This window comes from Pontibacter actiniarum (assembly GCF_003585765.1).
GTDB classification, from domain to species: Bacteria; Bacteroidota; Bacteroidia; order Cytophagales; family Hymenobacteraceae; genus Pontibacter; species Pontibacter actiniarum.
In genome coordinates this window covers 2420849-2434271 of record NZ_CP021235.1, presented here as the reverse complement: position 1 = coordinate 2434271, position 13423 = coordinate 2420849, and the positions used below count along the sequence as shown (strand labels likewise).

The window sequence follows — 13423 nt, the reverse complement described above, 5'->3', positions numbered from 1 at the left end:
ACGAGAGGGAGTGGGCGCAGGGCAGCGCCTTGTACAGCAGGATATACTTGCTAACGGATACTTTGTGAATGAAAGAACTACAGGATATTGTGCGGGCGTATGATGTGGCGCAACAGCAGGGGAAGCAAACGGCACTGGCTACGGTGGTGCACGTAGCGGGCTCCTCCTACAGAAGGCCGGGAGCCCGCATGCTGGTAACGGAAGACGGGCAACTGACAGGAGCCATCAGTGGCGGTTGCCTAGAAGGAGATGCCCTGCGCAAGGCGCGGCTCGCGATGCTGCAGCAGAAGCCCCTGCTCGTCACCTACGACACAACAGACGAAGATGATGCCACACTGGGGGTGGGGCTGGGTTGCAACGGTATCATTCAGGTGCTTCTTGAGCCGCTTGACACAGCCGATGCAGCTAACCCCATCTCTTTCCTCAAAGCCTTTCTAGGGCAGCGGCAGGCCGCGGTGCTGGTAACGCTGTTTTCGCTGGAGCGCCGCACTGCTGCACAACCCGGCACCTGCCTGTTTATACCTGAGAGCGGAGAGGTAAAAGGTGCCTGCACCGACGAAGAGTTGCAGAAGGCGCTGCTGGGTGACGCGGAGGAGGTGCTGCTGAAGCAGGAGTCGCTGACCAAAGCGTATGCAGCCACAGTCGGCACCCTGACCGGCTTTGTGGAGCTGCTGCAGCCGGCTGTTTCTTTGGTTGTGTTTGGGGCCGGCAACGATGCTGTACCGCTCACGCAGTTAGCATCTATACTAGGGTGGCAGGTAACGGTGGTTGACGGGCGCGCCAACTACGCCAGGCGAGAGCGGTTTCCGGCGGCGCAACGTGTACTTGTCGCGAAGCCCGAGGAGGCGCTGGCGCAGCTTGTGCCAGACCAGCAAACCGTGTGTCTCCTCATGACGCATAACTACAACTATGATCTGGCGATGCTGCGCCAGTTGCTGCCCCTGAAACTTCCGTACGTGGGCAGCCTGGGCCCAAGGAAAAAGCTGGAGCGCATGCTCCGGGAGTTAAAGGAGGAGGGAGCACAGGTGCCGGAGCAGGCGCTGGAAAGCGTGTACGGCCCCACTGGGCTCGACATCGGGGCGGAAACACCCGAAGAAATCGCCCTCTCCATAGTGGCGGAAATCAAAGCTGTGCTCGCCAGAAAGTCCGGCACCTTCTTGCGGAGCAAGCCCGGCACCATACACCCGCGTGCTGCGCAGCAGGTGGCCGCTGCCCGGGAGCACACGAAGTACAGCGGCTGCTCTCTTTCAAGCCTATGACAGGGCTTGTTCTGTTGGCGGCAGGTGCTTCCACACGCTTAGGGGAGCCGAAGCAGCAGTTACCCTACCAGGGGCAAACGCTGCTACAGCGGGCTGTACGTGCCGCTGTAGAATCTGTGTGTGTGCCTGTGGTGGTTGTGGTGGGAGCCAATGCGCCGTCCCTGCTGCCTTACTTGAGCGACAGCCAGGTACACACGGTGCAGAACCAGCATTGGGAAGAAGGGATGGCCTCCTCTGTTCGCTGTGGGCTGGAGTACCTGCTCCGCAAAGCGCCCACCCTCTCGGCCTGTGTGTTTATGGTTTGTGACCAGCCGTATACGACTGCCACTGTGCTGGATGCACTGGTGCAGGCACAGCAGGAAGGCAAAATTGTGGCGAGCGCCTACAGCGGCGTGCTGGGGACACCTGTGCTGTTCCATAAAAGGTTTTTTCGGGTGCTGCTGGCGCTGCAAGGGCAGCAGGGCGCGCGTAAAATAGTGCAGCAATACCAGCAGGAGGTTATAGCCATTCCTTTTGCGAAAGGAGCCGTGGACATAGACACTGCAGCCGACTATACGGCTTTACTGGCACCGGAAGTATAAAGTATGGCCTTGGGCGCTGGCGTTGTCCTTCCAAGCACCGCATCTGGCACTTATAGCTATCGTCAAACTCGTATTAAAGTACGCAGCTGACTCCGTTCCAATTCTGAACTTCTTCGTTATATCTGCGCTTCGATACTTCCGACTCTGTCCTTTTGGCTCAGCTATAAGCCCATGTACAAGTATGGGGAGAGGAGTAGCATGACGGAAGTATAGGGGGCACTCTCCATCTACTGCAAACCTGTGCCTCCCGTAGTAACAGTAGCTTTTTAGCCTGTTAGTCCCCGGCTTACAACACAATCTGCCCGTCTTTCATCACAAGTTTACGGTCTGCCATATCGGCCAGCTGCTCATTGTGCGTAACGAGCACAAAGGTTTGGTTGAACTCATCGCGCAGGCGGAAGAAGATATCATGAAGCTCCTGTGCGTTCTTGGAGTCGAGGTTACCGCTTGGCTCATCCGCAAAAATGACTTTGGGCGAGTTAATAAGCGCGCGCGCCACGGCCGTTCGCTGCTGCTCTCCGCCCGACATTTCGGAAGGCTTGTGGTCCAGGCGGTGCGACAGGCCCAGCATGAGCATGAGTTCCTCTGCCCGTTTCCGAACCTCCTTTTCAGGGGTGCCCGCCAGAAAGCCGGGCAGGCAGGCGTTCTCCAGCGCGGTGAACTCAGGCAGCAGGTTATGGAACTGGAAGATGAAGCCAATGTGGCGGTTGCGGAAGCGGGCCATCTCGGCCGTGTTCATTTTGGCGATGTTCTTGTCATCGAAAAAGACCTCGCCGGAGTCGGCTGTGTCCAGGGTGCCGAGGATGTGCAGCAGCGTACTTTTACCGGCTCCTGAGGCGCCTACGATAGACACCACCTCGCCAGTGGCAATTGACAGATCGATGCCTTTGAGCACCTCCAGCGAACCGTATTTCTTATGGATATTCGTTACCTGTAGCACAGTGTGGCAGTGGGTATGGTATAAGATCTAGAAAACAACAATCTCTCCAAAGCTACAAAACAAATGATTTACTTCTATGCACAGCTTTAAGATTCGCCCGGGTACCGCTTCTGGATGACCTTTTTTTCTACTACCCTGGCGTGCCCGGTCCCCTCACGGTCGTTAGAGCCGTGTCCGTGGACGTGGGCCTGGCCGGCATCCAGGGGTTTGGCTTTGATGACATCCTTGATCCAGAGTTCCCGAATGACCACCATCAGCACAGCCAAAAGCGGTGCAGCTAACAGAAGTCCTAAGGCTCCCTGCACTATTCCCAGGAGCACCTGGAAGAAGAGGAGCAGGGCCGGCGGCAGCTCCACAGCGCGCTTCATTACGATCGGAATAATCCAGTAGCTTTCTACAAGCTGTATGGCCAGGTATACAGCCGCTACGATAATTGCGGTTTGGGTGCCCAGTGTCAGGCCAACCAATACCGCCGGAGCGGCTGCCAGCCACGGTCCGATGTTGGGAATGAACTCTGAGAAAAAGGCCAGAACCGCAAGCGCATACGCCATGGGGATGCCTATGATTTTATAAGCAATAGCGGTAGAGACGCCGACAATGGTCATGGAGATCAACATGGCTACCATCCAGGCCTTTAGTGTACTGTAGCACTTGTCCAGCACTTCCAGCACGCGGTTCTGGTTGCGTACCGGAAACAAACTGGCGAACCCTTCGGTGTACAGCTTTGGCGAAGCGGCAAAGAAGAGCGCTGTCACAATAACCAGCAGCAAATCCACAAAAAAGCTAAACGTAGAGGAGACAAAGCCTGTGACCTTGGAGAAAAGCGAACCTTGGCCAGACAGCAGCGAAGACTCTTCCCCGGACATCAGGCTGGAAACCGACAGGTCATCCGGAACCTTTTGGAGAAGCTGGTTGCCCCAGCCGTACTGGCTCAGCCAATCCTGCACCTTATTGGCCGCCTGCGGAATAGTGCTGCCCAGCTGCTTAAACTGATCTGCCACTGTGGGGGCAACCAGCCAAAACGAGCCAATAATAAAGCCAAAAACGAGCACTACGGCCAGAAAAAGGCTGATGCCACGGTTAATGTGGATTTTAGCTGTTATCCAGTTTGTGATGCTGCAAAACAGCACGGCCAGCAGCACAGCTGCAAAAATTAGCAGAAAGAAATAGAGGTGCTTCCCTGCAAAGTACAAGCCTGCCGCCAGCAGCAGGAGAATGAGCCCGGCAACAGTAGTACGTTTTGCAAACCTGTAGATGTTCATAGTTTTATGTGGGTTTAATGTGTTAGGTGCTTACTAGGATATTCTTTACATACGAGCACAAGCGCTAACGTTGTTCGTTCTTAGGGTGCGGGCAGACTGCCAGCGCCTGGATCCGTACGCTCTTCGGAGGCGTTCAGAGGCTTCTTCTCCAACAAGTCGTGCACATACAGCTCCTTTACCACCACCATGAGCACGGCCAGCAGCGGAGCTGCCAGAAACAGGCCCAAACCTCCCTCCAGAATACCTAGCAGTACCTGGAAAAACAGCAGCAGGGCGGGCGGCAGGTCCACCGTTTTCTGGAAGATAAGCGGTGTGATGACATAGCTCTCAACAAACTGGATGACACCGTACAGCAGGAGCGCGTACAGCGCAGTTTGCGGGCTTACCGTAAGGCCAACCAGCCCGATGGGTATAGCCGCAATACCGGGGCCTACATTTGGTACAAAAGCTAGCAGGAAGGACACAAACGCAAGTGCGAAGGGCAGTGGCAGCCCCAGCAGGTTAAAGGCAATAGCGGTACTGATGCCGATAATGGTCATGGCCAGCAGCATGGCCATCAGCCACATCCTAAGGGTGTTGTAGCAGTACCCCAACACCTGTATAACGCGGGAGCGGTGCCGGACGGCAAAGAGTTTGGTAAGCCCAACGGTGTACAGCTTAGGGTTGGCGGCCAGGAAAATGGCTGTTATCAGCACGATCAGGAAATCCGCCATGATGCTCAGCGTGGTGGAGAAAACCTGCGATACCTTGGAGAAAAGCGTTTTCTGCTTGGGCAGCACCTGGCTCATGTCGTCAGGGACGCTCTGCGCTACCCGCTGGCCCCAGCCGTAGTTGCTCAGCCAGTCCTGCACCTGCTGTACCGCCTGGGGGATGGCCCCTTTCATTTCCTGTATCTGCCTGCCAATGGTGGGTGCCAGGAAGTACACCGAGGTGGCTATTACGCCAAACACCAGCAAGATCGACAGCAGCAGGCTCAGGCCCCTCTTCAGGTTCAGCTTGGCCATCAGCCACTGGCTGATGCCGCAAAACAGCACCGCCAGCAGGATGGCGGCAAACACCAGCAGAAAAAAGTAGCCGTGCCGGGCCAGCATGTAAAAGCCGGCCGCCACCAGCAGCACAATTGCCGCGGTTATGGCTACGCGTTTGGAGTACGTATAAACGTCAAGCATCAAATATTTTAAGTGAAGCGTGTCTAATTAAGTATAAGGGTACCTCTGCTTACTGAATTAGGGGCTGAGCCGTTGCAGAAAGCCCCTTTGCTGCGGCTATCCCGGAAATATTTTAAAAACGCTTTACTTGAATTTAAGGCGATAAAAGCTTACTTTCGTGCGTCCATTAAAACTGAAAGCATGAACATACACGAATATCAGGCTAAAGAAATTTTAAAGAGCTACGGAGTACGTATCCAGGAGGGTATCGTGGCTGAGACGCCAGACCAGGCAGTAAAAGCTGCTATGAAACTGACTGAGGAAACCGGTACAGGCTGGCACGTTATCAAGGCTCAGATCCATGCGGGCGGCCGTGGTAAAGGTGGCGGTGTGAAACTGGCTAAAAATCTGGACCAGGTAAAAGAGATCGCTGACCAGATCCTGGGCATGACACTGGTAACGCACCAGACAGGACCAGAAGGTAAACTGGTACAGAAGGTGCTGGTTGCACAGGACGTGTACTACCCGGGAGACTCTGAGCCAAAAGAGTACTACCTGAGCATCCTGCTGGACCGTGCCAAAGGTCAGAACGTGATCATGGCCTCTACCGAAGGTGGTATGGACATTGAGGAGGTAGCGGAGAAGTCTCCGGAGAAAATCATCAAAGAGTGGATTGACCCGGCCGTAGGGCTGCAGGGCTTCCAGGCTCGCAAGATCGCTTTTGCCTTCGGCTTAGAGGGCGAGGCTTTCAAGGAGATGGTGAAATTCGTAACGAACCTGTACAAAGCATACGTTGACACCGACTCTTCTATGTTCGAGATCAACCCTGTGCTGAAGACTTCAGATAACAAGATTCTCGCTGTTGATGCGAAGGTAGACTTAGACGATAACGCGCTGTTCCGCCACAAGAACCTGGCTGCCCTGCGTGATATCTCGGAGGAGGATCCTTTGGAGGTTGAGGCTGGCGAGCACCACCTGAACTACGTGAAGCTTGACGGTAACGTAGGCTGTATGGTAAACGGTGCAGGTCTGGCTATGGCAACGATGGATATCATCAAGCTTTCTGGCGGTGAGCCTGCTAACTTCCTCGACGTAGGGGGTGGGGCAAACGCACAGACGGTTGAGGCTGGTTTCCGCATCATCCTGAAGGACCCGAACGTGAAGGCGATCCTGATCAACATCTTTGGTGGTATCGTGCGTTGCGATAGAGTTGCCAACGGTGTGGTGGAAGCCTACAAAAACATTGGTGACATCAATGTTCCGATCATTGTTCGCCTGCAAGGTACGAATGCCGAGGAGGGTGCCAAGATCATCGACGAGTCTGGCCTGAAGGTTTACTCTGCCGTAGTACTGAAAGAAGCTGCTGAGAAAGTGAAGCAGGTATTAGCCGGCGCTTAATCCACAGCATCGTATCATAAAAGCAAAGGGGCTGCCACACATGGCAGCCCCTTTGCTTTTATACTTTATCGGCAAGGTATTGGGTGTGCCAGGTTGCTGTGCTAAACCACCTCCAGCTCCACCTCTACATTGCCGCGTGTACCGATGGAGTAGGGGCAAATCTGGTGCGCCTCATCCACCATCTGTCTCGCCTTCTCTTTGTCAACGCCCTTGAGTTCCACGCTTAGCTTTACGCTCAGCGCGTAGCCGCCATCCTCTTTTTGGTTGAGGTCCACATGGGCCGCTACGGTAGAGGCGGGGTCGAGCCGCTCATGGTGCTTGCCGGCTACAACCAGCAAGGCACTCTGAAAGCAGGCAGCGTAGCCTGCAGCAAAAAGCTGTTCCGGGTTTGTGTTGCCGCCTTGCCCGCCTAAGCCTTCCGGCAAGCTAAGCTTCATGTCGATTACGCCGTCGTCGGACTTAACCTGCCCTCTGCGGCCGCCGGTTGCAGTTACCACCGCTGTATACAGTTTCTTCATAGTTATCAGTGCTTCATGGTTCGCTTCTATACATAAGTTAACTCATGTATCAGCCCGAATGTTTTGCTCATCTCCTATTGGCGCAAGATTGTGGGGATTTTTTAGGGCAGATGTTTCGTTTTGTGCGTTTACTTTCTATTTTTGCATACCAATGCACCCGTAGTTCAACTGGATAGAATATCGGATTTCGGCTCCGAGGGTTAGGGGTTCGAATCCTCTCGGGTGTGCTTTTTTGTTAGAAAATCCATCGCTAACAAGTTTAAAATCAATAAGATATCTTGCAGCAATTAGCTTACTATACAACAAATCGTCTAAATGTTGTATAGTAAGTGTGTGTTGTTGTATAGTGTTTCCTTCCTCATACTTAGAAATATTCTATTTAGAAGGTATAGTGTCTTGTATAAAGATAATGATTATTCATCAATTCAATCTACAACCATGGGTTCTAATATATCCGCTGTGATAAAAAGATGCTGCTGATTTAAAACAAAACGCTTTTCTGGTTTATAATGCTTGTACTTAAACTTTATAAATCATGAAAAGTAAATACGAAGATAATTTTGAAGAACTACAACAAGTAGATAATGCATCTAATGATTTAGAATTTGATAGGCTATTCAGGTTGTACTTGAACGAGTGTCATGAACAGGGTTTCGGACTAATTTCATATACCGAATACCACCTTCTTCACAAAGCTGATGTCATTACAGAAGCTTGGTTAATAGACGAAATCAAAAGCCAGGAGCAACTTGATACTCCATTAGGCACGAGCATAAGCTTGGGCTTAGGAAACTCGCTCAGCGGATTTAAAACCTGGATGAAAGGACGCAGAAAAGAAAAGATTGCTGCGGTGCTATATGACTAATACCTATAAAACAAAAAGTCTGCTTTTCGGAAGCAGACTTTTTGTTTTAAATCCTGAATTCTGTTGTTATGTATTGTTTACATGGTAGCTACAAATCGGCTCTACTACCTAATTTCTGCTTAAAACTTTTCAGCCACCTTGATTGCATAATTAAACGCTCCCTCCATGTAACCTGCAAATTTGGTAGCAGTTCCCGTTCCCGAAAACTACAGCTACAGTTCATATAGCTCTGCTGCAACAACGGGTGTCCGTTATTTTGATGGGGTCGCTGGATAAACTGGTCTCCACTTTACAAAATTCGCTGCATATCCATCGATGAGGAAGTACCATATTCCTGTGTTTAATATTAATCGTTTAAGAAAGCTGGCTTTTTTCTCTTTTATCTGTCATTCAACTGAAGCTTCATCATTATATCTGTCTGCTCATCATCTCCTAATTTGAAGATGTGCTTATCAAACTCCACAAAGCCATTCTTCTTGTAAAAGCTAATTGCTCTTGGATTTTCTTCCCACACACCTAACCAGATATAGTCGGCATTTGACTGTTTAGCAATCTGCATTGCCTTTTCATAAAGCAATTGCCCAATACGTTTTCCATGATATTCACTTAACACATAGATTCGCTCTATCTCAAGGGCTTTGTCATCTTTCAACTCAGTTTGAGACAGTCCAAAGTTTATTTTCAGATATCCGATTACAAAATCATCAATTGATGCAAAGTAGAACTCTGAGTTTTCGTTATTGAGTTCAGCAGTTACCTTTTCTGTTGAAAATCCTTCTTCCAGATACTTTTTCATGTTTTCCTCTGTATTCCCTGCCGAAAAAGTTTCATAGAAAGTTTGCCTGCCAATCTTTTGCAATTGGTCGATATCCTTAAGGGTTACCTTTCTTATGCTTATATTTTCCATGATTTTTATGATTGTAGTTCGTATTAATAGCACCTGAGTTTACATCTTCCACCCATTATGTAACTGTCAGACATGAAGCAGTGTGCTTGAATAATCACCCTATCACATAAGCCCGAACTAATGCAATTACAGCGACTAACAGAAAAATAGTGTTCAGCACCCAACTTGCATGTGCCTTCTTGGATACTGCGTACAGAATCATCAAAAAACAGCCGATTATGTTCATTCCTAAATACTCAACCGACTGACCACTGATGAATCCCATACTATTCAGAGTGAAAGCCGAAAGCGAGAACACTGCGCTTGCCCAACCTATCGCTTCCCTTGTATACTTATGTATTGATACCATTGCGTAACACATTTACTGTTGCTGCAAAGAAAGCATGTGCACTTGGGTATAAAAATGCTAATATTTGCTTAATTAATGAGAAAGAGGAATCAGAGCAAATGGAAATTCAACAAATAAAGAACTTTCTGGCACTGGCGCAGGAACTGCACTTTTGGAAAACGGCTGAGAGGATTTATATCACACAGTCAGCACTCAGCAGGCAGATTAAAGCATTGGAAGAGGAACTTGGCGTAAAGCTTTTCGAAAGAAGCAAACGTAGCGTGAAACTGACTGAAGCAGGTGCGTTTTTAAGAGACCAGTGGCTACCCCTGCTGGATGAGATAAACCGCATCCACATGCAGGCGAGAAAAATACATGAGGGAGCATTCGGCACTGTAAGAATCGGTTATCCTGGTTCTATAATCTACAGCTTCATGCCAGATTTAATTTCCAGCATCGCACTCTCTCTACCTGAGTTGAAGGTGGAGTTGGTCGAGCCGACTGACATCAGCTTTGAGCAGCTTTTACTTGACTATAAGATGGACATGGCATTCAGGCGTGACCCTGCTGAAAACCCTGCCTTACAGTCCAAGTGCCTTTACTCAGAACCTTTTGCGCTTGTCGTGCCATCAGACCATCACCTGACTGAGCAGAATTTTACAGGATTTAATGATTTAAAGAACGAAAAATTCATCCTGTCAGACCTGACTCAGAACTCTGTTTATACATCGAACCTCCGACAGATTTTTGAAGATTATAAGTTTACCCCTAAGGTCTACATTGAAACGGACTTTGGTGGAATGAGTCTCGGGCTGGTTTCAAAAGGGCTTGGCGTAACAATACTACCATATTCTTACTCATTTAGCGCACTACCCAACGTTCGTTTTATACCACTGCATTATAGTATGAACCTTTTCGTGGTGTGGCGAAAAAATGACAATAGCCCTGTATTGAAGAACATACTTCACCAAGTATTGGAAGTTGCCAATAAATATCTTGTGGGGAGTAAGTAAAGAAGGCTTGATGGCACCAAAAGAACTGTGCTTCTAAGTTTACAGCTAAGGTATTCGGTGCAATCATGAAGGGATATTTTGTGTATATATCAGGTAAGAAAACAGCCGTTAAAGCAACTAAGCTTTTTCTGCAAGATGTTCTTTGACCTTACTAATAGTACTCATACCGCATCGGCACAACCTTTTAATTTCAGAATAACTCATACCTTGAACCAAGTACTTCTGAATGTCCTTATGCTTAGCAAGAAACTTCTCTTTGCTCTCGATTGTGCCGACCAACCTGCCTGTATGCAAGCCCTGCCGCTTCCGCTCTTGGATACCGCTTCTGATACGAGCGGAAAGCTGCTCTGATTCCAGACGTGCAAGGTCGGAAACGATAGTTACAATTAGCTTACTGAAGATATCATCTTTGGGATTGCCCGCATTTAAGGTAATGTTTAGGTTGTGTATGTAAAGCATTATTCGCTGCTCTTCAAATTTTTTGAGCAAAGCCAGCGTCTCAAAGGTATTTCTCCCTAATCGACTAATTTCATGCACCTGTATAACCTTGATATCAGGGTTCTCGGTAACATACCTCAGCATAGCCTGCAACTGTTTTCTGTCTTCCATCTTAACAGAGAATCCAGAAACTTTTTCTGAGAACACTTTAACTACCTCAAAGCCTTCTACTTTTTTTATGTCATTAATTTGCCGTGACAGCCCCTGTCCTTGCGAACTTACCCGTGTATAGATAACTGATTTCATAATGTTAGTTTACAAACCACTTTTACTCCCAATTTAGCAAGTGCTATCATAGGAGTAAATCTATATCTAAATTTCAGGATATACCAGGTTTTGGCGATGTTTTAGGAGCGACCTTTTTTCAGGAGCAATTTTAAAGGTTAATTGATTTAAAAAGTAAATTAGCGTGTGGAAGAGGAAGTGCGGTAAATCAGTTCTACTTCCAGTGCATAAACTATATTCATTTAAAAATCTATGACCAAAAAGAAATCTTTCAAAGACATTTTCTTCAGTGAACTCCCAAAGTTGGATGTCCACATAATGAATCACGGTGCATTTGATGGTGAAGTCTCGGAAATATACTATAACGACTACAGTCCAGGAAAAGAAGAAGAGTTTGAGGACTACCTAAACAAACTTCTTAGCCAATTCACAGAAGAGTTGAACACAGACTTGGAAGAAGTGCGCCACCCTAAGACCATGCTTGTAAACCTCCGAAACAGATGTGAGCAATTAAACGGACAGTTCCAGCTTATAAGAACAGAGCAACAGAACAAAGTACTTACAAATAAGAATCCTGTACCTCAGGATAAGATTGATTTCTTCAACACCATGACTGACTTGCAGGAAAGCTACATAGACCAAGCACAAACACATGTTGAAGAGATAATTGCCGAACTTGAAACAGAGAAAGGAGAGGTAAGCAACAGCATAGACCTGAAGCTGCAATTCAACCTAAAGAAGAAAGAGGTTGCCACTTTGTTTCTGTTGCTCGAAAGTGCAGGGTTCATAAAGAATGTTAACAGCAGTGATGTTCTAAAATTCATTGAAAAGCATGTGATGTTTGAACAGGGAGGCGTTTATAAACCTATCACAGCATTATCAACTCAACTTTCACAAATAAGGAATGATGGTGTTCTGAAGCCCCACACTGTTGAACGGTTAAAACAAAAGCTTAGCGAAGCTTCCATTGAAACAAACAATTAACAAAACACAGACTAACAATACTTTAAAAAAGTAGCTACTTTTTCAATCTTTCTGCCGCAGCCAAAAGTCATGAACTTTGCATCATCAAAATTTTAAAAACAAAATTCATGACAAACAACAATCAAACACCAGCTACTGCTGCCAAGGCTGCGGCAGTTAGCCAACAGAACTTATCAATTGTTCTTCCTTGCAATGTATTCCCCCAGGCTGTTAATGATTATATCCAGCAGCATAAGAACTGTCGTGGATGGTCTAAAAACCACTCTGGCTTGTCTGCACTTATGGCTGCTTCATCTGCAATCGGAAACACCTATAAAGCAGTAGGTATAATGGATGCTTCCCCCTCGTTATATGGTGTACTTGTTGGACCACCAAGCACTGCTAAGTCAGATATCGCTGAAGAAGGTTTAAGGGTAATCAGCAATTATCAGGTTAAACTTGAGACTGAGTATAGCATAAAATACACTGAGTATGAACAAGAACTACTCTACTGGAAATCACTTAAGCCGAGGGAAAGGCAACAAATGGGCTTTGCTAAACCCAAGGAGCCAAAACTTGAACAGGCGTTGATTGACAAAACAACTCCACAAGCGTTCGGAGATGCATTAATGTATAACCGCAGGTCTGTCACTTTCTTCAAAGATGAAATTGCAAGCTTAATCAGAAATGTGAATGGGGATATGAAAGGTGACCTACTAAAGTGCTGGAAAAATAGCTGGTATGCCTATAGTACGAAAACAAGAGGACATCAAAAGATATATACACCATTCCTGAATATTTTCGGGACAACCCAGCCTAAACAATTGGAAGCTTTTACGAAAAACATGGGAATGGAGAGTGGGTTCAGCATAAGATTTCTTTATGCCTTCCCTGAAAGTACAGGAGCAGTAGCTTACAAAAGTGTAAGCAATTCAGTAAAACAAGAATATTACAACATTATAGACAACTTACTGAACCTGAAAACTTGTATTAATCAACATGGGAATCCTGAACCTACAGCACTTGGTTTCGACCCTGTAGCTTTTAGGCATTATGAAACTTGGAGAGTGCATTTTTCACAAGTTGCTGCAGGGGGAGATGATTTGGAAAGGGAAATCATGGGCAAGATGGAACTGTACAGCTTACGCTTTGCTCTAATTTTACAGTTGATGTATTGGGCAGCAGGAGAAGATAATAAGAAATCAATAGGTCTAAGGGCTGTGGAAGGGGCTATAAAGCTTACTAAATACTTTCTTCAGTCCTCGATTATGGCACACCAGCAAATGGTAACACCAGCCAAAGCTAACTCTAAGAAAGTCGACCCCATCAGCTTAATCGGTTTGTTCAATAGTGGCGAGTCCTACAAATCAATAAAAGCAGCAGGGATTGCACACGAAAGAGATGTAAGCAAAGCCATCAAAATGTTTCCAAACCTGTTAACACAAGAGGCAAAAAGTAGGCTGAAGAAGTTCGCAAGCTAACGCTATGAAAGAGTATGGAGGAATGGAAGTGGAAGTA

Annotated in this window: 14 protein-coding genes and 1 tRNA gene; 8 read left to right on the top strand and 7 right to left on the bottom strand. The window is 47.6% G+C overall.

Going from position 1 to position 13423, the window contains the following annotated elements; translation table 11 throughout:
* The first annotated feature begins 68 nt into the window (after positions 1 to 68).
* Positions 69 to 1259 carry an XdhC family protein gene (locus CA264_RS10545; protein WP_025606975.1) on the top strand — a complete coding sequence of 397 codons (1191 nt, stop codon included), beginning with the start codon at positions 69 to 71 and terminating at the stop codon, positions 1257 to 1259.
* Positions 1256 to 1840, top strand: coding sequence for a nucleotidyltransferase family protein (locus tag CA264_RS10540; protein ID WP_025606973.1), 585 nt, complete (start codon positions 1256 to 1258; stop codon positions 1838 to 1840). Before CA264_RS10545 ends, CA264_RS10540 begins: the two co-directional genes overlap by 4 nt.
* Before the next feature lie 286 nt (positions 1841 to 2126).
* On the opposite strand, the gene CA264_RS10535 is transcribed toward CA264_RS10540, so the two are convergent.
* The 3 genes from CA264_RS10535 to CA264_RS10525 form a co-directional block, all read right to left on the bottom strand.
* The gene (locus CA264_RS10535; RefSeq protein WP_025606971.1) at positions 2127 to 2780 is read right to left on the bottom strand and encodes an ABC transporter ATP-binding protein; all 654 of its coding nucleotides are present in this window, start codon (positions 2778 to 2780) and stop codon (positions 2127 to 2129) included.
* 86 nt (positions 2781 to 2866) lie between these two features.
* Positions 2867 to 4042 carry an AI-2E family transporter gene (locus CA264_RS10530; protein WP_025606969.1) on the bottom strand — a complete coding sequence of 392 codons (1176 nt, stop codon included), beginning with the start codon at positions 4040 to 4042 and terminating at the stop codon, positions 2867 to 2869.
* 80 nt (positions 4043 to 4122) lie between these two features.
* Positions 4123 to 5211: an AI-2E family transporter gene (locus CA264_RS10525; RefSeq protein ID WP_025606967.1), complete on the bottom strand. Its 1089-nt coding sequence runs from the start codon at positions 5209 to 5211 to the stop codon at positions 4123 to 4125.
* Between the two features lie 180 nt (positions 5212 to 5391).
* Here CA264_RS10525 and sucC point away from each other — a divergent pair, with 180 nt between their 5' ends.
* Entirely contained in the window at positions 5392 to 6588 is a 1197-nt protein-coding gene (sucC, locus tag CA264_RS10520; RefSeq protein WP_025606965.1) for an ADP-forming succinate--CoA ligase subunit beta, read from the top strand.
* Between the two features lie 101 nt (positions 6589 to 6689).
* Here the strand turns inward: sucC and CA264_RS10515 are convergent, their stop codons facing one another.
* Positions 6690 to 7106 (bottom strand): organic hydroperoxide resistance protein, encoded by a 417-nt coding sequence (locus CA264_RS10515; protein WP_025606963.1) that lies wholly within the window; start codon positions 7104 to 7106, stop codon positions 6690 to 6692.
* Positions 7107 to 7259: 153 nt separating this feature from the next.
* Here CA264_RS10515 and CA264_RS10510 point away from each other — a divergent pair.
* Positions 7260 to 7333 (top strand) — tRNA-Arg (locus CA264_RS10510).
* Between the two features lie 308 nt (positions 7334 to 7641).
* Entirely contained in the window at positions 7642 to 7971 is a 330-nt protein-coding gene (locus tag CA264_RS10505) for a hypothetical protein (protein WP_025606961.1), read from the top strand.
* Between the two features lie 379 nt (positions 7972 to 8350).
* On the opposite strand, the gene CA264_RS10500 is transcribed toward CA264_RS10505, so the two are convergent.
* Both CA264_RS10500 and CA264_RS22495 read right to left on the bottom strand, forming a co-directional pair.
* A complete protein-coding gene (locus CA264_RS10500) occupies positions 8351 to 8878 on the bottom strand; it encodes a GNAT family N-acetyltransferase (protein WP_025606959.1) in 528 nt (175 codons plus the stop codon).
* Between the two features lie 94 nt (positions 8879 to 8972).
* The gene (locus tag CA264_RS22495) at positions 8973 to 9227 is read right to left on the bottom strand and encodes a CBU_0592 family membrane protein (RefSeq protein WP_025606957.1); all 255 of its coding nucleotides are present in this window, start codon (positions 9225 to 9227) and stop codon (positions 8973 to 8975) included.
* On the opposite strand from CA264_RS22495, the gene CA264_RS10490 reads away from it, so the two are divergent.
* Positions 9227 to 10219: a LysR family transcriptional regulator gene (locus tag CA264_RS10490; RefSeq protein WP_237151103.1), complete on the top strand. Its 993-nt coding sequence runs from the start codon at positions 9227 to 9229 to the stop codon at positions 10217 to 10219. The genes CA264_RS22495 and CA264_RS10490 overlap by 1 nt on opposite strands.
* A gap of 117 nt (positions 10220 to 10336) precedes the next feature.
* Here CA264_RS10490 and CA264_RS10485 read toward each other — a convergent pair whose 3' ends face one another.
* Positions 10337 to 10963: a recombinase family protein gene (locus tag CA264_RS10485; RefSeq protein ID WP_025606955.1), complete on the bottom strand. Its 627-nt coding sequence runs from the start codon at positions 10961 to 10963 to the stop codon at positions 10337 to 10339.
* Positions 10964 to 11194: 231 nt separating this feature from the next.
* Between CA264_RS10485 and CA264_RS10480 the strand changes: the two genes are divergently transcribed.
* On the top strand, positions 11195 to 11926 hold the full coding sequence (locus CA264_RS10480) for a hypothetical protein (protein ID WP_025606953.1): 732 nt from the start codon (positions 11195 to 11197) through the stop codon (positions 11924 to 11926).
* A 107-nt stretch (positions 11927 to 12033) separates the two neighbouring features.
* Positions 12034 to 13386, top strand: a complete 1353-nt coding sequence (locus CA264_RS10475; protein WP_025606952.1) for a DUF3987 domain-containing protein — start codon at positions 12034 to 12036, stop codon at positions 13384 to 13386.
* Positions 13387 to 13423 lie beyond the last annotated feature (37 nt).